At 58.4% G+C, this 19,987-nt stretch carries 22 protein-coding genes and 5 pseudogenes; 12 read left to right on the top strand and 15 right to left on the bottom strand.

Going from position 1 to position 19,987, the window contains the following annotated elements; translation table 11 throughout:
- Nucleotides 1-345: 345 nt before the first annotated feature.
- Nucleotides 346-2,328: an endonuclease/exonuclease/phosphatase family protein gene (locus V0Z78_RS04010; protein ID WP_336343333.1), complete on the bottom strand. Its 1,983-nt coding sequence runs from the start codon at nucleotides 2,326-2,328 to the stop codon at nucleotides 346-348.
- A 514-nt stretch (nucleotides 2,329-2,842) separates the two neighbouring features.
- Here V0Z78_RS04010 and V0Z78_RS04005 point away from each other — a divergent pair.
- Nucleotides 2,843-3,427, top strand: a complete 585-nt coding sequence (locus tag V0Z78_RS04005) for a helix-hairpin-helix domain-containing protein (RefSeq protein ID WP_336343332.1) — start codon at nucleotides 2,843-2,845, stop codon at nucleotides 3,425-3,427.
- A gap of 158 nt (nucleotides 3,428-3,585) precedes the next feature.
- Here V0Z78_RS04005 and V0Z78_RS04000 read toward each other — a convergent pair whose 3' ends face one another.
- Both V0Z78_RS04000 and V0Z78_RS03995 read right to left on the bottom strand, forming a co-directional pair.
- Nucleotides 3,586-4,419, bottom strand: coding sequence for a hypothetical protein (locus V0Z78_RS04000; protein ID WP_336343331.1), 834 nt, complete (start codon nucleotides 4,417-4,419; stop codon nucleotides 3,586-3,588).
- 244 nt (nucleotides 4,420-4,663) lie between these two features.
- Nucleotides 4,664-5,095, bottom strand: coding sequence for a DUF4870 domain-containing protein (locus V0Z78_RS03995; protein WP_336343330.1), 432 nt, complete (start codon nucleotides 5,093-5,095; stop codon nucleotides 4,664-4,666).
- A gap of 314 nt (nucleotides 5,096-5,409) precedes the next feature.
- On the opposite strand from V0Z78_RS03995, the gene V0Z78_RS03990 reads away from it, so the two are divergent.
- The 7 genes and pseudogenes from V0Z78_RS03990 to V0Z78_RS03960 all read left to right on the top strand — a co-directional run.
- Complete coding sequence (locus V0Z78_RS03990; protein WP_336343329.1) at nucleotides 5,410-6,222, top strand: helix-turn-helix transcriptional regulator; 813 nt, start codon at nucleotides 5,410-5,412, stop codon at nucleotides 6,220-6,222.
- 135 nt (nucleotides 6,223-6,357) lie between these two features.
- Nucleotides 6,358-6,648, top strand: coding sequence for a PIN domain-containing protein (locus V0Z78_RS03985; RefSeq protein WP_336343328.1), 291 nt, complete (start codon nucleotides 6,358-6,360; stop codon nucleotides 6,646-6,648).
- 36 nt (nucleotides 6,649-6,684) lie between these two features.
- Nucleotides 6,685-6,993, top strand: a pseudogene (locus tag V0Z78_RS03980) (AAA family ATPase); the annotation flags it as partial.
- Between the two features lie 203 nt (nucleotides 6,994-7,196).
- Nucleotides 7,197-8,345 (top strand): D-glucuronyl C5-epimerase family protein, encoded by a 1,149-nt coding sequence (locus V0Z78_RS03975; RefSeq protein WP_336343326.1) that lies wholly within the window; start codon nucleotides 7,197-7,199, stop codon nucleotides 8,343-8,345.
- Nucleotides 8,346-9,024: 679 nt separating this feature from the next.
- Nucleotides 9,025-9,468, top strand: coding sequence for a hypothetical protein (locus V0Z78_RS03970; protein WP_336343325.1), 444 nt, complete (start codon nucleotides 9,025-9,027; stop codon nucleotides 9,466-9,468).
- A gap of 114 nt (nucleotides 9,469-9,582) precedes the next feature.
- Nucleotides 9,583-9,912 carry a hypothetical protein gene (locus V0Z78_RS03965; protein ID WP_336343324.1) on the top strand — a complete coding sequence of 110 codons (330 nt, stop codon included), beginning with the start codon at nucleotides 9,583-9,585 and terminating at the stop codon, nucleotides 9,910-9,912.
- 59 nt (nucleotides 9,913-9,971) lie between these two features.
- A pseudogene (locus V0Z78_RS03960) lies at nucleotides 9,972-10,052 on the top strand (IS6 family transposase); the annotation flags it as partial.
- Nucleotides 10,053-10,067: 15 nt separating this feature from the next.
- Here the strand turns inward: V0Z78_RS03960 and V0Z78_RS18980 are convergent.
- The 4 genes and pseudogenes from V0Z78_RS18980 to V0Z78_RS03950 form a co-directional block, all read right to left on the bottom strand.
- Nucleotides 10,068-10,220: pseudogene (locus tag V0Z78_RS18980) on the bottom strand (ABC transporter ATP-binding protein); the annotation flags it as partial.
- 291 nt (nucleotides 10,221-10,511) lie between these two features.
- A complete protein-coding gene (gene aglF, locus V0Z78_RS03955) occupies nucleotides 10,512-11,249 on the bottom strand; it encodes a UTP--glucose-1-phosphate uridylyltransferase AglF (protein WP_336343323.1) in 738 nt (245 codons plus the stop codon).
- A 480-nt stretch (nucleotides 11,250-11,729) separates the two neighbouring features.
- Nucleotides 11,730-11,885: pseudogene (locus tag V0Z78_RS18975) on the bottom strand (RNA-guided endonuclease TnpB family protein); the annotation flags it as partial.
- A 1-nt stretch (nucleotide 11,886) separates the two neighbouring features.
- Nucleotides 11,887-12,069 (bottom strand): annotated as a pseudogene (locus V0Z78_RS03950) (RNA-guided endonuclease TnpB family protein); the annotation flags it as partial.
- Nucleotides 12,070-12,337: 268 nt separating this feature from the next.
- Between V0Z78_RS03950 and V0Z78_RS03945 the strand changes: the two are divergent.
- Nucleotides 12,338-13,540, top strand: a complete 1,203-nt coding sequence (locus tag V0Z78_RS03945) for a Cdc6/Cdc18 family protein (RefSeq protein ID WP_336343322.1) — start codon at nucleotides 12,338-12,340, stop codon at nucleotides 13,538-13,540.
- 277 nt (nucleotides 13,541-13,817) lie between these two features.
- Here the strand turns inward: V0Z78_RS03945 and V0Z78_RS03940 are convergent, their stop codons facing one another.
- Both V0Z78_RS03940 and V0Z78_RS03935 read right to left on the bottom strand, forming a co-directional pair.
- The gene (locus V0Z78_RS03940; RefSeq protein WP_336343321.1) at nucleotides 13,818-14,441 is read right to left on the bottom strand and encodes a hypothetical protein; all 624 of its coding nucleotides are present in this window, start codon (nucleotides 14,439-14,441) and stop codon (nucleotides 13,818-13,820) included.
- Nucleotides 14,428-14,760 (bottom strand): hypothetical protein, encoded by a 333-nt coding sequence (locus V0Z78_RS03935; protein ID WP_336343320.1) that lies wholly within the window; start codon nucleotides 14,758-14,760, stop codon nucleotides 14,428-14,430. Before V0Z78_RS03935 ends, V0Z78_RS03940 begins: the two co-directional genes overlap by 14 nt.
- Before the next feature lie 418 nt (nucleotides 14,761-15,178).
- On the opposite strand from V0Z78_RS03935, the gene V0Z78_RS03930 reads away from it, so the two are divergent.
- Nucleotides 15,179-15,412, top strand: coding sequence for a hypothetical protein (locus tag V0Z78_RS03930; RefSeq protein ID WP_336343319.1), 234 nt, complete (start codon nucleotides 15,179-15,181; stop codon nucleotides 15,410-15,412).
- A 177-nt stretch (nucleotides 15,413-15,589) separates the two neighbouring features.
- Here the strand turns inward: V0Z78_RS03930 and V0Z78_RS03925 are convergent, their stop codons facing one another.
- On the bottom strand, nucleotides 15,590-15,913 hold the full coding sequence (locus V0Z78_RS03925; protein ID WP_336343318.1) for a hypothetical protein: 324 nt from the start codon (nucleotides 15,911-15,913) through the stop codon (nucleotides 15,590-15,592).
- A 170-nt stretch (nucleotides 15,914-16,083) separates the two neighbouring features.
- Here V0Z78_RS03925 and V0Z78_RS03920 point away from each other — a divergent pair, with 170 nt between their 5' ends.
- Together V0Z78_RS03920 and V0Z78_RS03915 are read left to right on the top strand one after the other, a co-directional pair.
- Nucleotides 16,084-16,317 (top strand): antitoxin VapB family protein, encoded by a 234-nt coding sequence (locus V0Z78_RS03920; protein ID WP_336343317.1) that lies wholly within the window; start codon nucleotides 16,084-16,086, stop codon nucleotides 16,315-16,317.
- Nucleotides 16,298-16,693, top strand: coding sequence for a PIN domain-containing protein (locus tag V0Z78_RS03915; RefSeq protein WP_336343316.1), 396 nt, complete (start codon nucleotides 16,298-16,300; stop codon nucleotides 16,691-16,693). The genes V0Z78_RS03920 and V0Z78_RS03915 overlap by 20 nt, the downstream gene beginning before the upstream one ends.
- 75 nt (nucleotides 16,694-16,768) lie before the next feature.
- Here V0Z78_RS03915 and V0Z78_RS03910 read toward each other — a convergent pair whose 3' ends face one another.
- The 5 genes from V0Z78_RS03910 to V0Z78_RS03890 all read right to left on the bottom strand — a co-directional run bounded on the left by V0Z78_RS03910 (nucleotide 16,769) and on the right by V0Z78_RS03890 (nucleotide 19,736).
- Nucleotides 16,769-16,984, bottom strand: coding sequence for a hypothetical protein (locus tag V0Z78_RS03910; RefSeq protein WP_336343315.1), 216 nt, complete (start codon nucleotides 16,982-16,984; stop codon nucleotides 16,769-16,771).
- Nucleotides 16,985-17,177: 193 nt separating this feature from the next.
- Nucleotides 17,178-18,455 carry an RNA-guided endonuclease InsQ/TnpB family protein gene (locus V0Z78_RS03905; RefSeq protein WP_336343314.1) on the bottom strand — a complete coding sequence of 426 codons (1,278 nt, stop codon included), beginning with the start codon at nucleotides 18,453-18,455 and terminating at the stop codon, nucleotides 17,178-17,180.
- A 3-nt stretch (nucleotides 18,456-18,458) separates the two neighbouring features.
- On the bottom strand, nucleotides 18,459-18,614 hold the full coding sequence (locus tag V0Z78_RS03900) for a DUF2080 family transposase-associated protein (RefSeq protein WP_336343313.1): 156 nt from the start codon (nucleotides 18,612-18,614) through the stop codon (nucleotides 18,459-18,461).
- Between the two features lie 592 nt (nucleotides 18,615-19,206).
- On the bottom strand, nucleotides 19,207-19,596 hold the full coding sequence (locus tag V0Z78_RS03895; protein ID WP_336343312.1) for a type II toxin-antitoxin system VapC family toxin: 390 nt from the start codon (nucleotides 19,594-19,596) through the stop codon (nucleotides 19,207-19,209).
- Nucleotides 19,593-19,736, bottom strand: a complete 144-nt coding sequence (locus V0Z78_RS03890; RefSeq protein WP_336343311.1) for a hypothetical protein — start codon at nucleotides 19,734-19,736, stop codon at nucleotides 19,593-19,595. Before V0Z78_RS03890 ends, V0Z78_RS03895 begins: the two co-directional genes overlap by 4 nt.
- Nucleotides 19,737-19,987: the final 251 nt, after the last annotated feature.

Genomic DNA, 19,987 nt, shown 5'->3' with positions numbered 1-19,987 from the left:
GGGTGTGATGCGAGCACGGATGCAGATCAAAGTGAAGCGGCCGAGCGACGTCACCTACGAGGTCCACAGCGGCGGCGTCGCCGTCGAGTTCCCGAAACGCCGATTCTGACATCACTCGGGCGGCCGCTGCCCCTCGGCCGTTCACCTAACGTGGCGAGAGAACCCGCTCGATGGCCTCTTCTGGGATCGCCGAGACGAGCAGGCTAAGGCGCTGCTGCGGTCGGTAGCGTAATCGATTCGCCCGTAGGTATCCCGCCGAGGGCGCCGAAGAGTGTCGATGAAGCGTGTTTTCGCTGGCGTTAAAATGTCGAGGGTGTGGAGGGGGCGCGGCGTTGAGCGCCACCGTTAGTCGGGCGTCGCGGCCGCAAATACGGCGAGGTGGTCGGACACCTGAGGCGAGCCGAGCCGCTCCGCCTCGTTGACCGTCCAGTCCCCCTGGAGCCATATGTAGTCGATGCGCCGTTGTGGGTCGGAGGCACTGTAGGTCGGTCCTTCGTCGCGCCCGTGACCGGCCGCCATCCAGGCATCAGTAAACGCCGACGTCATCGTCTCGTACATGGGTTCAGTAGGTTTGAAATTGAAATCACCCATGATGACCGCGCGGTCGACATCGCCGAGTTCATCGATGAGCAGCTCCGTGGATTCGGCTCGCTTGTCGCCCGGCTTTCCGAGTTGGAAGTGGGTCACGGCCACTGGGAGTTCACCAAACGGCGTTCGCAGGTCGGCAACCAACACCCATCGTGGCGGGGAGTCGTGGGTCGGCAGTTGAACCACCCGCGTATTCTCGATCGGCCAGACCGACAGAAGCGAAACGCCATATCCGCCAGCGCGGGTCGGGACTCCGTAGGCGTAGTGATAGCCGAGCCGGCGGGCCAGCCACCGAACGCCGTTGACGTTGCCTGAGGTGATGCGGGTGCCCTCGGTTTCCTGGAGGCCAATGACGTGAGCGTTGGCCTCCCGAAGCAACGCCACCAGTGGTTCGAGGTTGTACTCGCCGGCATCGCCTCCGGAGAAGTAGCGATGGACGTTGTAGGTCAGCACCCTGATCGGCGGTGCCTCGCGTTCATCCGCCGGAACCGAGCGACCCGGGGCGCCGAGCCCCGTGAGACCGAGAACTCCCAGCCCCACCATCGAGAGGAGAGTGCGGCGGTCACGAGCGTGGGCAGGAACGGATCGCGCCGGGAACGGGACAACGATCAGCACCGAGATCGGCAGCAGCGTGCCGAGTGCCAACAGGAACTCGGCGGTCAGGCCGCGAGTGAGACCGTCCACTGGTGACGGCATGAACGGCCAGTTCACCGCGCTGACGTACAGGAACGCGAGCTGGAGCGCACCGAGCTGTGCGACGGCGAGTTCAGTACCCGCCCCCAGTGACGACCGCGTGTCGGGTTGACTTCCGATCGCCAGCAGGACGACCGCGCTTACCTGCGCGAGGAAGACGAACGGCATCCCCCACGTATCGAGCCACAGCAATGCTGTGAGTGAAGCGATAAACAGGCAACTCCAGACCACAGCGGATGAGCGGTCGAATACGCCAAACCGATCCGCTGAATCCACACTGGTGAACGGACGCAGCCACACACGCTCGAACCCCGCGGTCTGAACGGCTCCACGCAGGCTCGACCGCTCGACCAGCCACGTTCCGACGAGGAGACCGAGGAGCCCCAGTCCTGCAGTGATCGCATACGGCCGTAGCGCCCACGTTGATAGCGAGTGGAACGCGCCGAGGTAGGTCGCTTGGACGATCAGAAAGACACCCAACGGCGAGAGCGGTGGGAACGGGCCGTCGAACGACGGACGAACCCGGCCGTCGGTAGCAGCCACGAGCAACAGCCAGCAGCCGATCGCCGCGGTTAGCAGGACGACCAGTATCCCTCGGCCGATAGTGGTAGCGAAGAGCGGCGCGGTATCGAACCAGGCCCGGAGGCTGGCATAGAGGGCGACGCCGAGTCCGGCACCGACCGCGAACCTCGCCCGGAGGTCCGCTAGCAGAACCACAAGCACGGTCGTTACCCCGATCACTCCAACCGACCCCGCGATCGCGGCAAGGATGGGGTCCGGCACGATCGACACACTGGTCCCTCCAATGCCGATCGCGAACCACCGTCCGGGCGTCCAGACCGTGGGCCACTGGGCCGAGACGGGTACCGTCCATCCGGTGATCAAGAGCAACACGAGTAGTGCGGTCGCGTTCAGGCCGCCGATTTCGAAGTTCAGAACGAACACCCGGGTGATGACCCACTGAAACACCTCCAGCCATATCGCAACGAGAACGCCCACGAACGCGAGCCGGCCGAATCCATGCCGGTCTGCCTCGCAGTTCGTCATGCTGAGGTCGTACCCCGCAGCCGCAATAAACGCCTAGACGAATTTAGGCGGGATCCTGGTCGTGACTACCGGTGACGAGCCGAATCGACCCGTGCCCCAAACGGAGAAGAACGCGGCACCCTTCTGCCCAGGTGAGTGCGTAGACGAGGCTCAACAACGGAACGAGCAGCGAGTACGATCCACGACTAGTATGGCGTGTTGCTGCGATGCGGTGGCGGCGCATTCGCGAGGACATCGAGTTCCTAAAGCAAGCCATTCACCGCATCAATCGAGAGATGGGAAGTGATGCCGATACGTCGGCATCGGCAGACCATCGGAACGCGGAATGTCTGATGGATACGACGATGCAGATGGGAGTCGCTTCCCAGCGATCGTCTCGAGGCGGCGACTAACTGGCGCTACAGCCGATCTCCATCGTGAAACCGACAGATGCATGCCTCTCAGAGTCCTTCAGATAGATGAGGGATGTCGTGCCATTCGGAGAAACAACCAGGCACACTTCACCACCCCGACAATGGCAAACACGGACTTCGTTCCATCGAAAACTACCAGGACCGACGTACAGATCGGATTGGTCGTCGCCGACCAGCGAACCGGCGACCTTCGACAGGTGATCTACGCCGACGCACGGATCGTTCTCATCCGCGACGAGACGGACGCGACGACGCTGATCCCCCGCAGGACGTTCGAGACGGAGCTAGGGACGCGCTATCAGGCCCGCCCCACGGCCGACCTCCACATCGACGGCGGCCAATACGAACAGCTCCGTGCTCGTCTCGCCGAGTACGACGACCAGGACGGCCGAAAGGCACGCCACAAGGCCGACGCACTGCGGGAGGCGCTCGACCTTCTGGAGGATACAGCGGTCGACGAGCCGGACCGCGCCGACGAGCAGAAGCAGGAACAGGAGCCGGAGATCGAGGTCGCGTTCGAGGAGATTCCGGGAATCGGCCCGAAAACGGCCAGCCACCTTCGACAGAAGGGAATCGTGACCGTTGCGGACGTCGACGCCGCGAGCGACGAGGTGTTGCGGTCGATCCCGGGGATCGGCCCTGACGCTCTCGAGAAGATCCGCGCGTTCGTCGACAAGCACCGATAGTAGACAGAACCTGCGTCGGTGGTAGCTCGGGAAAGGCTCGTCTTCAACTCACCCGGCAAGTGAACTACCCCGCTCTGCTCGGCTTACGGCCTCGCAGAGGGCGGGAAGGAGTATCGAGGCGGTGGTCCGGGCTCATCGGCACCGGTCTGCCTCCGGCCCTATCTCGTCTGGAACTCAACGAGTTCGACTTCGAGTTCGAGTTCGCCTTCATCGGTGTAGGTAGCTGCGTAGGGAGCGATACCACCCTCAGAGCCGCGGATACAGGCCTTCTGGGTGAGGGCGCCGTCGAGCGTCGTTTCGACGAAGAAGCACTCGAGACCCGCGTAGCTCCGCTTTTCAGTGACCTCCGTGATCTGTGTTCCGTCGTCGGTGCTGCTCTGCTTGTAGTTGCCGACGGCTGGGTCGGTAAAGCCCATCTCGAAGAGGTACATCAGGGAGACACCCTGGAGAGTGGCGATGGGTGTGTACGCTTCGTTGAGAAACAGTTGGGCGGAGAACTCGTCGGCGGGTCCAGTAGTCGTCGAGTGGAACTGCTCGCTGCCGAACTCGTAGTCCACGCTTGCGGTCAGTTCGTCGCCGCCAGCAGCCTCAACGTCGTACACCAGCCGCCCGGTGACCTGCTCGCCGGTTTCCTTGTCCATCCCCGCAAGGTCGAACTCATAGTAGCCTGGCTCACTCATATTAAACCAGTTGTCGTCTGTCTGAGACACCGCGTCGTTCGTCGAGCCGGCTCCATCCCCGGCGCTGGCGTCACCGCCGTTGCCGTTGCTGGCGTCAGTGTCGACACCCCCATCGGACGAGTCTCCGTTCGAGTCATCGGACCCGCTGTCATCGCCCCTGTTTTCAGCTGTCGCGGTCGTGGCGTCGGCCGTGTCGTCGTTCCCGCCGAGGCCGCCGATCCCGGTACACCCCGCGAGAACAACGGCAAAGGCCAGTATCAGTGTCGTGATGACGCGTCTGTTCAGTCGTCCACCGCCATGTGATTGGTGCATGATGTCGTAGTTCGTGTCGTCTGTCTGTTCGTTGTTACTCGTCGTAGCCCGTCAGACTGGTAGATGCGCTCTATCCGAGAGCCTCCGAGAAACGATGTCTCGAACCAGTCAATGCCGGTTTGATCGGACGGAGTTGGTTCACGTGCGCCGAATTCGGCGAACGTCACCTCCACCAGCCCATCCACTGGAATCGACAACCCGGGCGTGGTTTCCGCGTAGATGGTCGTCCGCGCTCCTATCGTGCTTACATCAATTTGTCGGCGATGCCTGCGGCAACGGGGATCCGTGGGGTCTTGCCCTGGTACGCTTTGATCATGAGGTAGATCCAGATGGCGAATCCGCCGAGCGCGAGAACCAGCCAGACCAGCCCGAGCACCATCGAGACGATGCTCCCGACGAAGAAGGTGCTCGTACTGGAGAACAGCACCGTCGTCATGACCGTTCCGACGATGCTCAACGCAATGTACGCGACGAAGACCACGCCCGAGAAGGCCATGCTCTGGGCGGCGTGGAACCGCACGAAGTCGTTTTCTTTCTCGATCAGGAAGAAAATCAGCCCCGTCACAAAGCCGAATAGGTATGAGAGCGCTCCTGCGACGTTCTCGTCCAATCCGGATTCGCTCTCTACGGTCGCAACCGCTGGTTCGTCGTCGATTTCATGTGTCGTGCTTGCCATTAGTTCCTTCTCCTGTCTGTTGCCGTTGGTTGCTCATTCGTCCCACGAACGAGGTCGTGTCATCCGTCAGCACCTATCAGAAGGAATGGAACCAGATTATAGTTACCGAGCGGGATTGGTTCAGGCCGTGACACCGTCTCAGGTCGTGGGATGGTGGTTCCTGCTGAGGATCGATCCACACAGTAGTGGATGGTATGCGAGTGGCCACTCCTCTCAAACGCTTATACCATCGATCGTAACAGGCACGGGAGCTGTTGAGTCAGTGTACCTGTAAGATACGTTTAATACGCGTATGGTAGAATGTAGCACTGAGGATGGATACTGAGCGGCTTATCGAACTCATCAGGCGTGCTCCGGTCCTGCAGGTACTGCAAGAAGAGGGTGCGGCGGACCGACGGGAGTTAGAGCAGCATCTGAACGTCTCAAAATCCACCGTCCATCGATTCACGAGAGCACTCAGGGAGTACGGCCTGATCGAGCGCGCCGACGGTAAATTCGTGCTCACGTCCCTAGGCGAGGTGAGCATTGCGGAAGTCACAGCGTTCGGAACGTCCATTGAGACGCTGTGGGAACTCGCCCCGGTCTTGGAGGCCGCAAGCGCCAACGGCATCGAGATCGACGTGGCGGCGTTCACCGACGCAACCGTAACGATCGCCGAACCCGGTAACCCCTATCGGCCGGTGAACCGATTCATGTCGTTGATAAGCGAAACCGAGACGCTGCGTGGTCTCGACCCCGCCTCGATCAACCCGCTGCACCTAGACGAGATCTATGAACGCATCGTCACCGGCATGCACACCGACGTCGTCTTTCGGCCGGCGGTCGTTGAGGAACTTCTGACATCGAACTCCGATCGAGCCCGGACGGCCTTCGAGAGCGGGAATCTCACGATTCGGACGCATGACGATCTCCCCTTCGGACTGACGCTCGCTGACGACCGGATCGGGGTCGGGATCTACGGGGACGAGATGGGCCTCTTGCGGCTGTACGTCGATACTGACGCGCCCGCCGCTTACGAGTGGGCCGAGGAGGTCTACACTGACTACCGTGATACCGCAACCGAACTCACGGAGCACACCGAGCTTTCTCGATTACCGCCCGTCCAAGTACTCAACACCGACAACTAATACAAGCCTTCTCGGAGGATCGCGGCGGTTGTGACCGACAGTGCGGTGATGAAAACGATCGCATCGGCATCGTCGATCAGCTCGTCGACTGTTTCAGTGCCCTGTTCCTCGGCGTACCGTTTGACCAGTGCTGATGTGTCAAAAAGGCGGTCGTCATCGAACGCGCTCGTCCCGATCCTCGAGAAAGAACAGCAGAACATCATTGGCGTCGTTCTGTCGAAAGAGGTCGTCCCGATCGACGAACGGATCGCACAGCGCGCTGGGCGGCTACACGGCGAGCTCTACAACGATGGGACGCCGGTGGACATGCACGACTGTCTCATTGTGGCGACGTCGATCGACTTCGAGGAGCCTGTCGTGACGCGCAACGTCGATCACTTCGAACGAATCGACGACGTCCAGGTCGTCGACTGGAACGCGTTCTGAGAGTAGACGCAGCGACGAAACAACCCCTCCGCCACCATGAGCAAGTACGACGGTCTCTTCGACGAGACGGTCCCCAGTGACAGCGTCTTTGCCGACAAGGGTGCGCTCGACCCGTTAGCCGAGCCCGACGAAATCATCGCCCGTGATAAACAGGAGCGCGAACTCGCGACGATCCTCAACGGCGTCAACGAAGGAGATCTCCCGCCGACGGTGTCGATCCACGGGCCACCAGGGACGGGAAAGACGCTGACGACGCGGCGGGTGTGTCATGAGTTCGCGTCCCGGCACGCAGACGTCGCCGTCGCGTACGTGAACAGAACGGCAGCTGTCTCTCGAAGCGAGATACCTGTCGAAGGAAGTTGCACTGCGAGCGCTCTGCGGGCGCTCGCAGTGCTCTCCTCGCCTCAGCACTCAAGCGATGAGGACTCCAAGGAGACTGTACGTGGTTCTTGGGTGTGCATAATAACCGACTCCACGAACTGCTCACTCTTTGCCTAGACAGTGCCAATCAGACCAAGTACTATACATGTTGATATATTGTATACTATATGGAGAAAAGCGGTTCAACACGGCGCAAGGCTCTCCGTTCACTCGGTCTCGGAGGACTTCTGCTTTTAGGGGGCTGTTCTGGTGAGCAAGCGTCCTCCGGAGAGACCGAGGAGACCAACGAAGCGGAGATGGAGAACGAAACCAACGACACGGAGAACAATCGGACCCAGAATGTAGACTCCGATCGGGTAGAAATAAGCGGCATTCCCGTCCATAGGAACCAGTACGATTTAGTAGAGCTCCCGTTCGAAGGGTGGCCTCAGTACGGCGAGGAGCGAATCCTCCCGCCATACTGCGAATATCCCAACGCCGCTGCTGTCGACGAGGAAATCCCTGATCTTCAGATGAACACGGTCACATTGATGGAAGTGGAGGACGATGAGGGTCACCATCCGCTACGAACGACACGGACGATGATGCGGCTGATTCATTGCTACCGCGAGAGTGATGGCGACGAGCGCTACCTCGAGAAGGCTGACTCGATCTCTGCGGCGCTCGTCGATATCGCCACCGAGCAGGACGGCGCGCTCTATTTTCCATACACGTTCGATTGGTCGAGTCCCGGCGGTGAGCAGCCATTATACTCGCCATGGTTCGGTGGGATGTCCCAGGGGACCGCGCTCACTGCTTACGCACATCTCTACGAGGTGACCGGCAGCGAGCACTACCGCGAGCTCGCGGATCGGGTATTCCAGAGCTTCACGAACGTCCGGCGTACCACCGGCGAGGACGATATTTGGACGACGGTCGTCACTGAGACCCCTACCGAACTCTCAGACGAGGAGATGGGCTACTTTTGGATTGAGGAGTATCCAACTGAGCCACCAAATCACGTGCTCAACGGATTTGTCGTCGGACTGTTCGGATTGTACGACTACTGGCTTCATGTCGGCGGTCAGAAGAGCGCGGACGTCCTGCAGGCGGCACTCACTACTGTCGAGGATCACATCGATGATTTCCGTGAACCCGGTGAAATCAGCTGGTACGCCCTGAGCCGCGGGTATCGAGGAAACGTCCACTACCATAGTACACACATCAACCAGTTGGAACTGCTGTACGATCTCTCCGGCCACGAGCGCTTCTTAGAGGCAGCTGAGACGTTCAGAGAGGATCATGCCTACAAGGAGTATCGGCCTGATCGACGGTAGGATGATCTCACGCGATCTAGTTACAGTGCCGAGAAACCGGAGGATACGTGGAAGAGACTACAGAGGGAGATAGAGCCGGCACTGTTAAAGAAATCGGGATGCCGACAAACTTTTTGACATTCTCCTGCTCCGAAAGGGGCGAGATTTCTCCTTGGGGGTTCGGCTACCGACCCACGGAGGCAACTTGCGGGTTCGCACGCTGTTCCTTAGGACAAGCGCGTGATGACGCCAAGAACGATGACGAGGCGAACGAACGAGCTTCGGAAACAAGAATGGCTCATCACGATGACTCAGCATGGTGGAAACAGAGCATGTGACTGTTGTGTGGTCCCCTCCTAATCCGGAACGTACCACGGATGGGTCGCTTCTACGCCATTTCGCGTCCAGAGCTGAAGCTGGTCAGGTCCTCTCTTCGTTGTTCGAGTTCCTCGATCTCGCGCCGAAGCTCTTCAGCGTCTTCACTCTCGGTTGCTGCGAAGCCGACCTTACGAATCAAAGTTAACTGAATATAACAGCGAAAGTGTCTGAATCTTGTGCATAAGTGCGAACTATTTTATGGCTATCTTGCCTTTGCGAGTGATGCTTGAATGGACAGAGAGATTGGAGTGATAGAAACCCGGAACGTGCTACGTAACGGTAAACAGTTCGCTCTCAACAACCAGTCAAACATTCAACTATAATGACAGACGATACCCATCCCGAACCGGCCGATAGTACTGATCCGTCTCCGATTAGCCGCCGTTGGACACTTAAATCCATAGGCGCATTCGCCGCGATGACTGGGATTTCCGGCACGGCGGCCGCTGACCCGCCGTTCAGCAACGACGACAGCCAAGACCAGGATTTCCCCGACGACGGCTGGTCGCCGGACGGCAGCGTGGAACCTGCACAACTCACCGACAAGAATCGTGGCCAGCTTATTGCTTCAATTCCAAACGATGCAAAGCGACGCATTAACCAAGCTGACCTGTTCGCCCCACTGACGGTGCTTGCCGCCCAGCAGAACAACGACAAACCAACACCTGGCGAGAACGGTCTCAGCACCTTCAAACGGATTAGTGAGGGTGATATGCGCTATCGGCTGACTGTCAACGACGCCAACAACCTCTCGAACATCACCTAAAGTCACATCCACCACGCCGCGTCTGGCGAGTCTGATAACCGCCCATTCGTGTTTCTCGCACGGTTTGACACGCAGCTTGACGGCAACGGTGAAGGTAGTCCGCGTGACTCGCCTGTGACCGTCGAAGATACATTCTCTAACGTCCGGATCACTGATGATGATCCCGAAGTGCCTATCGACGACGAGGCGGACGATGTGGACTCGGACGAAGACCTCGACGCGTTCATCGAGGATTTGTTTGCGACCCCCCGCGAGTACCAAAACAACGTCCATACGCTTCAGTTCCAAACCGAGGCGATCCGTGGCCAAATCCTTCCGGCGAATTTCGGCAAGCTCTCGCGTGAAGAGCTGATCTTCACAGTACTCGCGACCGCCGGCCTTGACGGCCTCTCAGGTGGCCCACCGTTCGGGAACAAACGAGCGGCGAGAGGGAGACGAGACTGATAACGGCTGGTAATTAAACACCGCGCTTAACCCTCATTTTGCTGATGCCACGGCGAGCAAGGTTCAGACACCATTACAATCACGATCGACCAAATCAAGCGCTAGATGGTCAAACGCCTGCCGAGGAGGTGCTGAACTAGACAGTGCCGATTTTATTATCGTTTCACCTGAATACCATACAATTCGGAATATTTCGCGCCTTCCTGAACGAGTTCATTGTGCTGTCCAACCTCTGTAATCCGCCCCGCTTCCACGGTGTAGATCCGATCAGCGTTCTTAACTGTCGACAGCCGGTGTGCGATCGTGACGGGTGATCTCTCCTTTGTTGACGAACACTACCTCAACGACCACGTGCTCCACGTGACGTATCAGTCCGAGGAGATTCACAGCTAGGAGGGCTAGAAGTCATAGATGCAGGCGTTCCGGACGACGTTTCCAGACGTGGACGGTATCGACTACAACCGGATCACAGAGGTGAGATTGTCCTGATCAGATACATGCGTCGTGGCACCCACAAGGGTGAGCGTATAGGCATTGAACCGGCGGGAGAGGAAGCCAAATCGAGCAGAATGGAGTTTAACCGCTTCGAGGACAGTCCTTCAGTCCGCTTCGGCTTCCACTTCGCTCGCGTCCTGGAGACGGCGTTCGGCCTCGTCGCGGTCCTCGGGGTAGCCGACGTCAATGCGCCATCCGTCGAGCCCGATCGCGTCGATCGTTCGGCCCGAGCGGATCAGCAGGTCGATCGCCTCGCTGATCTCGTACTCGCCGCGGTTCGAGGGCTGGACGAGGTGACAGGCGTGGAATATTTCCGGGCTGAACGTGTAGAATCCGGTCATCACGAGGTTCGTCGGCGGATCCTCGGGTTTCTCAACGACCTCGGTGACCTCGCCGAGGCTGTTAGTGTCACAAACGCCGTAGCGGGAGGCCTCCTCCCAGGGCACTTCCTCGACGAGGAACGCGGCGTCCGTGCGCTCTTCCTGCTGGCGCTGAGCGACGTCCTCAAGGTTCGCGTTGAAGACGTTGTCGCCGAGCATCAGCATGAACTCCTCGTCGATGTGATCCTCGACGGTCAACAGCGCGTGGGCCAACCCCTTCTGTTCGCGCTGATGGGCGTACGTGATCGGGATCCCCTCATAGCTGTCGCCGAAGTGCTCGATGATGTGCTCCTTCATGTAGCCGACGACGACGACGAACTCCTCGGCGCCCAGATCAGCGAGCTGCTCGAAGCAGTGCTCGATAAGCGGTGTCTCGTCGACCTCGACCATCGCCTTGGGCTTGTCCTCCGTTAGGGGTCGTAGCCGGGTTCCCTTGCCGGCAGCCAGTATGACGGCTTTCATGAATAGGGGATCGTCTCGTCTTGTTAAACATGTTATGGTATAAGAATTAATGCGCCAGAAGAGACCGGAATCACGGCTGTGGTCGGCTAGAGTGGCTTCGAAATCCAGTTGAACCCCTGTGATCAAAGGCAGCGAGTCATGATGCATTGATCTCTCCAATGACTAACCGCGAATGAACCACTGTTCGCTGATAAGCACTCGCTGCAAGCCAGCTTGATTCGGACCATGTCTACCAGCGCGTTTCATCAATCACTGTCGCTGAACTCTTTGCGGGGGTTCCGCGTTCGCCGAACCCCGAGAAAGAACAGCAGAACATCATTAGCGTCGTTCTGTCGAAAGAGGTCGTTCCGATCGACGAACGGATCGCACAGCGCGCTGGGCGGCTACACGGCGAACTATACAACGATGACATTCCTCCCCGCCGTTTCGGCGGGGCTTCCCTTTCAAGGGAATTCCGGCCTGCTATCGAGGCCGTAGGTTTCAGTCCGAATACGCCGAAAGCGTCATCTGTGCGGGGTTCGCACTCGTCTCTCGGTGGACTGTGGCGGTGTCACTACCGCACCTGTCCTGTGGTGAGTCATCGCGTTCCGGTTTCCAAGGAACGCTCTCTCCCCACGGGTCAACGCGACCGGCAATCCTGATACGGCAGGTCGTAGGGCGTCACAACGTCGTTAACCGCCGACATCGTTGTTGCCCGTGCATCGAACGCGTCGTACAACGCCTCGCGGTAGGTGGCGAGAAGGCGACGAAGATGAAGCTCCTTACCCCGTGTCGGTGAGGCTAAGGTTGCTTCAAGCGTCTTCGTCACCGTCTCTGCCATACCACACGCTACACATCATTCACGCTTAATTATATTGAACCCCAGACAATAGGTTGTGGAGCGAAGAAACGTCACAATCACGAAAGAACAGGAGGAGTGAATGCGAGAGAATCACAGTAACCTGTCAAGCCTCGTCAGAGAGTGTATTGACAACGAACGTGGGGAATCCAGCAATGCAGAATAACGCTGTTTGCGTAGAGGGACTTACGCGATTCCCGCCCGCCCTTCGGCCTTCGGCCTCAGGACGGGATTCGCTCGCTGTTTAAAAATGGGATCAGACAAGTACGACGATCTCTTCGACGAGACGGCCCCTGCTGACAGCGTCTTCGCCGACAAAGGCGCGCTCGATCCGTTAGCCGAACCGGACGAGATCATCGCCCGTGATGAACAGGAGCGCGAACTCGCGACGATCCTCAACGGTATCCACGAGGGCTATCTCCCGCCGACCGTCTCGATCCACGGACCGCCCGGAACGGGAAAGACCCTGACGACGCGACGAGTCGCTGAGGAGTTCGCCGCTCGGACCGAGGATCTTGCTGTTGAGTACGTGAATCTCAAGGAGTGTCGAACGATCTTCAGCGCGGCCAACGAGATCTATCTCGAACTAACCGGCGACCGGAAGAAGTCGTATGAAGGACTGGACGGCGTCTTCGAGGGGATCTGGATCGCGCTGGAGGCGTACCCGCAGTATACGGTCCTGATCCTCGACGAGATCGACCAGCTCCAGCACGACACGAACTACGATCCAAACGAGTTTCTCTACCGACTACTGCGCGGCGAGGGGAAGCTTAAACGCGGGATCGATCTCTCCGTGTGGCTGATCAGCAACCGACTCATCGAGGTGGATCTCCGCCTCGACAGCAGGGTCGAAAGTGCGATGAGTACTGAAGAGGTGTTTTTCGGTCCATATGGATTCCATGAGTTAGCCGACATTCTCATTCCACGTCTAGTGCGTGCATTTGCCGACGAATCCGTCACACCAGGAGCAGCAAAGCATGGAACAAGACAGGCTGCAACTCGCTGGGGCGATGCACGCAAAGGTCTGACCCTATTTCGTAATGCAGGAGAAATAGCAAATCAACGTGAATTAGCGACCGTGACAAGAGAGTGCATTGATGATAGTCTTGAAGCGACAGAACAGAACGCAATCATGGAGAAGCTAACTCAGCTACCGTTAAATCATGTAGGGGTCTTAGTAGCAGCCACCAGTTGGACAGATAAACAAACCGGTGAGATCGTCCAACCTGTAACTACAGAGCAGATACGTGAGTCGATGGAAAGGGGGATTATCTTAAACCCACCATTAGGAAAGCGGGCAATTCAAGGCGTCGTTACAGATCTCGAAACGATGGGATTGCTCGAAACCTGGATCGAATCACGAGGGCGCGAGGGGCGAGTGAAGCAACACAAAACGACGTTTGATCCCCAGCTCGCCGGAGAAATCAGGGAGAACCATCCCGACCTTTCCTAACTCCCTGTTCGAACCAAACAGGAGAGGAACAGTCGCGGTAGCCGACTCGTACCAGTGGCGATGTTTTACTGGCGATTCTCCTGTGAACTTGGAGCTTCCAGAGCTACTTTCGTCGAAAGTAGCGAGAAACTGGGTCCGTCCCGCCTCGCACCGTCCATGCGAAGCGGTGCAAGGCGGTAGACCCACTACTACCGAGATGTTAATTACAGGCAATAGGACACGGCTAGTAGTGGACTAGTGCAAGGGCGGTGGAACGACGGGCTGGAACGGGGCCATCTCAGCACACCTCGTTCGTGTCGTCGCTACTTTCGCCGACAGTGGTCTCAGGGGTTGCTGTCTTGGCGGTGTCAGCTCGGTAGCATTCCCAGAGGGCTTTGGGGATCGCATCATCAGAGGCGACCAGCCGTTTGTTCGGGCCCTCCTTCGTACCACTACCGTCCTGCAGCTCGAAGCAGTCCCACTCGGTGGTGAGTGTCCGGAACGCGTCACCGACGGTCTTGTGGGTAAAGTCGACGCCCAGTCCGTACCCCATTGTGATCACCGTCGGGACGTCCACGGCACCGCCCTCGCCAATCGGGTTCGTCTCGCGATCGATCTGACGGAGCACTTCGTTGCGTGCGAGGCGTTTCGCGCGTTCCTTTTTCGTGCCCTTCTGTTGGTTACGCTGAGCGCGTAGCTGTGCCTCAAGGCGTTGGACCTCGGTCTCGAGTGTCTCGATGCGCTCGACGATCGCGTCGACCTTTGCGACTGGATCGGCGTCGGCCGTGGTGTCGCTCAGGCCGTGGAGGAGCCGGCGGACGGCGGCCATCTCGATCGATCCCTCGCGGACCATCTCGCGCTCCAGTCGGTCGAGGCGGGCGTCAGTTGATCCGTCCGCAGTCGATCCCTCAGAGCGTGGCACGGCCGTCCTCCGGTTCGCTCTGAATAACGCGTTCGATGCCGAGCAGCGTCAGCGACGTCCGCTGAATCGCCGCATCCATCGTCCAGCCGAGGCGACCCTCGACCAATAGTTCGGTCGCACCGAGCGTCGGCTCCCCGATTGTCGATCGACACGTTCGACAGTACAGGCGGGGGACGCACCACGACTCGTCGCCGGCGTACCGAACTGCGTAGGCGCTGACGCGATCACTCTCTTGGAGGGTGCTCTTACAGTAGCTGCAGCGCGTTTCCACGAGTTGAAAGCCGGTCAAGAGCTGTTCGGCGGGCGCGGTAACCAGCATTAGCGGCGCACCTCGCAGTCGGGCGCATGGAACCGCTTCCGGTGGAGATCCTGTTTCCGGGTTGATTCACGATTACAGGACCTACATCGCCAGTAGGTGGTCGCGTTCGGGATCGTCGGCGGCTCCCAGTACGGGCCGCTGATATACTGCCCAACAGTGGTTGCTGGAGCGATACTATTTTTTGATGGTGGGTTGCTAGGACTCATTGCTTCTCCTGATCGGGGAAGCGCGGTCCGGTGTGACACCACCGGGCCAGTTCTACTTACTGGCGATACCGCGCTTTGCAGCTCATAGTAAGAGGGGTGCTCTATAAAACTTTGTGGTGCAAGTGTTCCTATAGAACACTGCTATTAAGGGTGTTTTAGTAAGTAGATGGAGTACACAAGGATGAAATCAGACGCAGTTGAATATTCGCTAAATGGATACCCCCTCAGATCTTAACGATACTGACAGAGAAATCCTTACGCTGCTCGCTAAAGGGCGAGAAACGAGAGGATCATTAGCTGATCAGATCGACAAACACGAGAATTATATTGGAGAACGTCTGAAATGGCTACGAGTCTATGATTTAGTGCGTTACCACCACAAAGAAACGGGATTGTATGAAATTTCGGATAAAGGTGAGGAATGGATTTCAAAGACCGTCGCGTAGATTAACTTGAAAGTTCATGAGAAGGCGGTCTGAGAGCCGAAAATCAACTGCCAGGAAGGAATTTGGTGGGTTTGTTCAGCGTACTGAGCAACATTGGGGAGCGTAAGGATCATAGCTGGTCACTGTTCGGCTGTAGTGAAAATAGGGAATACCAGCTGCTACCTACAACCGAATGAGCTACCCCCCTAGTCCTGTCCCGTACCACTCTACGGACTGCCATTTCACTAGTGCGATCGAAAGCGATGTTGGCTCTAAAAATCTAGAAGCCCATAATTCACCTAGACCGAGAACGGAAACTGGACCCCGTTCAGACGGCCATCCATGACACGCTACGATGTCCTCTTCGACGAATATTCCAAGTGTGAGCTTCGGTCTGTACTTGGCGACGCTAATGAGAGCGTTCAGTTTTTCTCTTCTCGAGGCGTTTTGTTCATCGTTTTCAGGCACATATCTGTAGTGTTTGAGTATTAGATGGGTTTCGTCGTACTCATAGAAGTCCATCCGTTCATTGGCGAGGACCGATCCCGTATCAGAGAGTCGCAACCGATAGGGGAGGCCTCGAGCGTCGTCTCGCGCACACTTCGCCAGCGTCAGTAGCAGACGAACTGAGACGCTACGCCGAAACCAATCCCCGCCACGCTTAAGTTACGTATACACGTACGTTTACGTGTATGGTGACAAAGACGCTCACAATCACGGAGGATGCCTACGAGCGCCTCAAATCACACAAACGCGAGGACGAGAGCTTCAGCGATGTCGTTACCCGCCTCACGGCAGCACGTGCCGACCCCTCGAAGGCCCGCGGACTGTTCGACGGGACCGACGCCGGCATCGATCACGACGAACGCCACGCGCGACTGGGCGAGGAGATCGACGAGCATCACGATGAACTGTTTGGACAGTAGCCTCCTAAGCGATTACCTGCGCTCCGACAGCGCCGGTCACGAGCGAGCGGCCGCGGTGATCGAGGGGTACGACGGGACATGGTACGTTCCGACGCCCGTCCTGTGGGAGATGCTGCGATACGGCGCGCAGGCCGACCGCCAGGATGGCGTCGCGAGGACGGCCTCGGCGCTCGACTGGTTCGAGGCACTCCCCGTGACCACGGCGGCGGTTCGGGAGGCGGCGCTGATCGAGGCCGAGCTGCTCGATCGGGGCGCGCCGATCAACGCCGTGGACATGCTGATCGCGGGCATCGTCCGCGAGGCTGGCGGAACGATCGTCACTCGCGACGGCGACTTCGAGCGCGTCGACGGGTTGGCCGTCGAGGCGTACGACTAGTTCGGGAGGAACGATCCGACCGGTCCTCGGCCGAAAACGAACCGAACCGAACCGAGAAACCGAACCGAGAGAGGACTACCGGTCGATCGAACTCGGGAAGAACGACGAGAACACGGTCTGCAGTCCGTCACGCGGGCCTGGGTCGTCCCCCTCGTAGCCGATCGACTGCTTGACGGCGCCGATCAGCAGAGAGACCACTGGCCACAGCGCGAACAGCCAGAACAGGTGGAACACCTGGAGAACCTCCAGCCGGGTGAACGTGTTCCCGAGGAACCTGAGAAAGCCCAGCATCGCCAGGGAAACCGGGCTAATGGACCCGAGTCGCTCGCGGACACGCGATCCGAATGATCGTGGATCAGTGTCGGTCGACGTTCTGTCCATTACATTGAATGTAGGCGGGTAGAAAAGTGAACTACCCCGCCCTGCTCGGCCTTGCGGCCTCGCTGAGGACGGGGTCGTCCGAGAGACCGAAGGTCTCTCGTGATCACGAAAGGCGCTCTGCGCCTTTCGAACGACTTCCTGTTTCCAAGACGCGCTTTGCAGGAACCGAATCGGTTCCCGTAGGGAGCGCAGTCTCCGCAGGTCGTTCGAAAGACGCTACGCGTCTTTCGTGATGACGAGAGAGCTCCGCTCTCTCGAACCACATTAAATCGGGGTGAACCACCCCTACTTCTGTGAGTCCGCGAGAAAGGATGTTGTACGCCGCGTTGAGGTCCCTGTCCGCTTCGAACCCGCACGAGGGGCACGAGTGTTCGCGGACCCACAGCGGCTTCTCGGTTTCGACGCCACAGTTGGAACATTCCTTCGTCGTCCCGCGCGGATCGACCGGAACGTAGTGCGTGCCCTCGCGTTCGCACTTGTATTCGAGCATCCGAAGGGACGTCCCCCACGCGGCGGATGCTCGGTTGCGGGAGTTCGACGGGAGTTCCATCAACCCTTTCGCGTCGAGGTCCTCGACAGCAACGAGGTCGTATTCCCGAGCGTAGTAGTTCGAGAGCTTGTGGAGGAAGTCCCGACGCTTCCGCTTCAAGTCGGCGTGGCGTTGGGCGACGACCCGCTGTTGCTTGCGGTAGTTCGCCGAACCGTGTTGCTTCCGCGAGAGGTCGCGTTGTGCGCGTTCCAACCGCTCGCGTTCGTACGAGAGGCCGGGACCTTCGACGTCGGTTCCGTCGCTGTCGTGGGCGTACTTGAGAATCCCTACGTCGATGCCGACGCACTGCTCGGGGTTCTCGGGCTTCGGCGGTGTGTCGTTCTCGGTTTCGAGTCCGAGGACGGCGAACCACTCGCCCGTAGGCTCCTGCTTGACGACGACCTCCTTGATCGTAGCGTCGTCGGGGACCTCGCGGTGGTAGACCATCGGAACGTCGCCGATCGTGGAAAGAGAGAGTACAGGCCGACCGCTCGTGTTGTTGAGCTTGAAGCCGGTTTGACTGTACTTAATCGAATGATATTCCTGCGGGGCCTTCCACTTCAGTTCGCCGACGCGGTAGCCGTTCTCTTTCCGCCCCTTCAGCGTCGAGAGGTTGTCGTACAACCGCTGAACGACTTTCTGCAGCACTTTCGAGTGAACGTCCTTCAGATCGTCCCACTCGCGTTTGAGGTCGGGGAGGAGTGACTGTTCGGAGTAGGCGGAGGTTCCGTCTACTCGGTTGAGTCGGTGAAGGAAGTGGTTGTAGACCTGCCGGCAGGTATCGACAGTCCACGCTAACCGTTCGTGGAGTTCGTCGGTCGGTTTGAGCCGACACCTGTAGTTGTAGCGCATGGCCTACTCGTCGGATGGATCGGGATCGGAAACACGGACGACTTTGACCTCGGCACCGATCCACCGCTTCGGAACAGTGATGTGAGCACCACCGCTCCCGAACGGTTTCACGGTTCGGTCGAGGACTTCTTTGGCGTCGTCGGTTTCGTACCGATCCATTACCAGAGTATATAGTTTGCATATAGTTAAGCATACCGGTGGCGTGGGCCTGCGGGCCGGCAGTATCGCACGAAAGACAGACGATGACGGCGTCATCAGAACGCAAAGCGTTCTGATTGGCTAACGAGACGCTTCGCGTCTCGTGAACGCTGTATCCCCTCCCTACGACCTCGCTTCGCTCGGTCGTTGAGGAAGGGGCCTTAGCGCCTGAATTTAGGTAAGCGTTCTGTGAACTCAGCGTCACGTGATCCACCCGCAGCTGAGTGATAGGTCTCAGCGTCCATGCTGCATACAGAGCGCGTATCTCACACGACAACGAGTTCAGACTGCAATCGTTCAACGGACCAGTGGATGGGGCACTCAGGATTAGGATTCTTCGGTGCCGTTGAGCCCAGGTCGAACAGCCGGCGTCATGGGTGAGGACCAGACGACACTCGATCAGTTGGTGAAGCAGCGGTATGCAGCGTTGGTCGATACCTGAGAACGGACGATCGCACGGGCGTCGTAAGGGATGGCATCGGTTGCTGGCACCGTAGCGGATCGAGGATCTGGTACGAAGCTTGTTTGAGACAGGGGACTATCGCCACGTCCCTCAGAGGAGTTCTTCAGGCTCGATAGCGCCATGTTCGACCAATTCAGCATCGAACGAGACGAGCGGGGAGTCAATTGATTCCGCGGATGTGAGAATTAGCGCATCCATCGGATATAGTAGCGTCTCCGATTGCAACTGATTCGCAGCTACGATATCGGAGGCATCAGGAAACGTTACGGTGGTTTTACGAGCGATACGATCCTCGATTCGATCGATCCGCTCGCGTTCGAACGCCTTCTTTTTCGAGAGAACGCTACGGAGCTCCATTACGTTTAATATCGACGTATGTCCCTCATCGATCTCGTTTAGTAGACGAACGGCAGTGGTCGATCGTTGTTCATCAGAGACGACGGCGGCAACGAGAACGTTCGTATCGAAAAACGCCTTCATGTACGCTCGCGTAGCTCACGAACCTCATCGACGGCGTCGACATCGACGTTTAACGCGAGAGCTGCCAGTGCGTCGCCCAGCGGTTCTTCGTCGTCGTCTTCTTGAGAGTATCGTTCGAAATCATCGGCCGTGAGGCTCATGTATCACACTCGTTCGGCGGCAATCAAAAACCCTCTGGGAGGGGCGATCAATACGGGCCGTATCGAATGGAAATGAGACCGTACATCGTTCGATCGGACATACTGTCGTCGAAAGTAGCGAGACTCGGGGTGGGTTCCGCCTCGCATCCGGCATGCGATGCGGTGCGAGGCGGGAGACCCACCGCTACCGCGAGATTAGTTACTACTGGTGCGGTAGCGATGAGAAGCGGACGAGAGTGGTGGCGGCGGGA

Source organism: Halalkalicoccus sp. CG83, assembly GCF_037081715.1.
GTDB classification, from domain to species: domain Archaea; phylum Halobacteriota; class Halobacteria; order Halobacteriales; family Halalkalicoccaceae; genus Halalkalicoccus; species Halalkalicoccus ordinarius.
Note: the sequence above shows the minus strand (reverse complement) of the source record. Positions and strands in the feature narration are given on the sequence as shown.

Bases quoted from the DNA above. Each gene is read 5' to 3' on its own strand.
- V0Z78_RS04010 (WP_336343333.1), bottom strand. From the start codon at position 2,328: ATGACGAACTGCGAGGCAGACCGGCATGGATTCGGCCGGCTCGCGTTC.
- V0Z78_RS04005 (WP_336343332.1), top strand. From the start codon at position 2,843: ATGGCAAACACGGACTTCGTTCCATCGAAAACTACCAGGACCGACGTA.
- V0Z78_RS04000 (WP_336343331.1), bottom strand. From the start codon at position 4,419: ATGCACCAATCACATGGCGGTGGACGACTGAACAGACGCGTCATCACG.
- V0Z78_RS03995 (WP_336343330.1), bottom strand. From the start codon at position 5,095: ATGGCAAGCACGACACATGAAATCGACGACGAACCAGCGGTTGCGACC.
- V0Z78_RS03990 (WP_336343329.1), top strand. From the start codon at position 5,410: ATGGATACTGAGCGGCTTATCGAACTCATCAGGCGTGCTCCGGTCCTG.
- V0Z78_RS03975 (WP_336343326.1), top strand. From the start codon at position 7,197: ATGGAGAAAAGCGGTTCAACACGGCGCAAGGCTCTCCGTTCACTCGGT.
- V0Z78_RS03970 (WP_336343325.1), top strand. From the start codon at position 9,025: ATGACAGACGATACCCATCCCGAACCGGCCGATAGTACTGATCCGTCT.
- aglF (WP_336343323.1), bottom strand. From the start codon at position 11,249: ATGAAAGCCGTCATACTGGCTGCCGGCAAGGGAACCCGGCTACGACCC.
- V0Z78_RS03945 (WP_336343322.1), top strand. From the start codon at position 12,338: ATGGGATCAGACAAGTACGACGATCTCTTCGACGAGACGGCCCCTGCT.
- V0Z78_RS03935 (WP_336343320.1), bottom strand. From the start codon at position 14,760: ATGCTGGTTACCGCGCCCGCCGAACAGCTCTTGACCGGCTTTCAACTC.
- V0Z78_RS03930 (WP_336343319.1), top strand. From the start codon at position 15,179: ATGGATACCCCCTCAGATCTTAACGATACTGACAGAGAAATCCTTACG.
- V0Z78_RS03925 (WP_336343318.1), bottom strand. From the start codon at position 15,913: ATGGACTTCTATGAGTACGACGAAACCCATCTAATACTCAAACACTAC.
- V0Z78_RS03920 (WP_336343317.1), top strand. From the start codon at position 16,084: ATGGTGACAAAGACGCTCACAATCACGGAGGATGCCTACGAGCGCCTC.
- V0Z78_RS03915 (WP_336343316.1), top strand. From the start codon at position 16,298: ATGAACTGTTTGGACAGTAGCCTCCTAAGCGATTACCTGCGCTCCGAC.
- V0Z78_RS03910 (WP_336343315.1), bottom strand. From the start codon at position 16,984: ATGCTGGGCTTTCTCAGGTTCCTCGGGAACACGTTCACCCGGCTGGAG.
- V0Z78_RS03905 (WP_336343314.1), bottom strand. From the start codon at position 18,455: ATGCGCTACAACTACAGGTGTCGGCTCAAACCGACCGACGAACTCCAC.
- V0Z78_RS03900 (WP_336343313.1), bottom strand. From the start codon at position 18,614: ATGGATCGGTACGAAACCGACGACGCCAAAGAAGTCCTCGACCGAACC.
- V0Z78_RS03895 (WP_336343312.1), bottom strand. From the start codon at position 19,596: ATGAAGGCGTTTTTCGATACGAACGTTCTCGTTGCCGCCGTCGTCTCT.
- V0Z78_RS03890 (WP_336343311.1), bottom strand. From the start codon at position 19,736: ATGAGCCTCACGGCCGATGATTTCGAACGATACTCTCAAGAAGACGAC.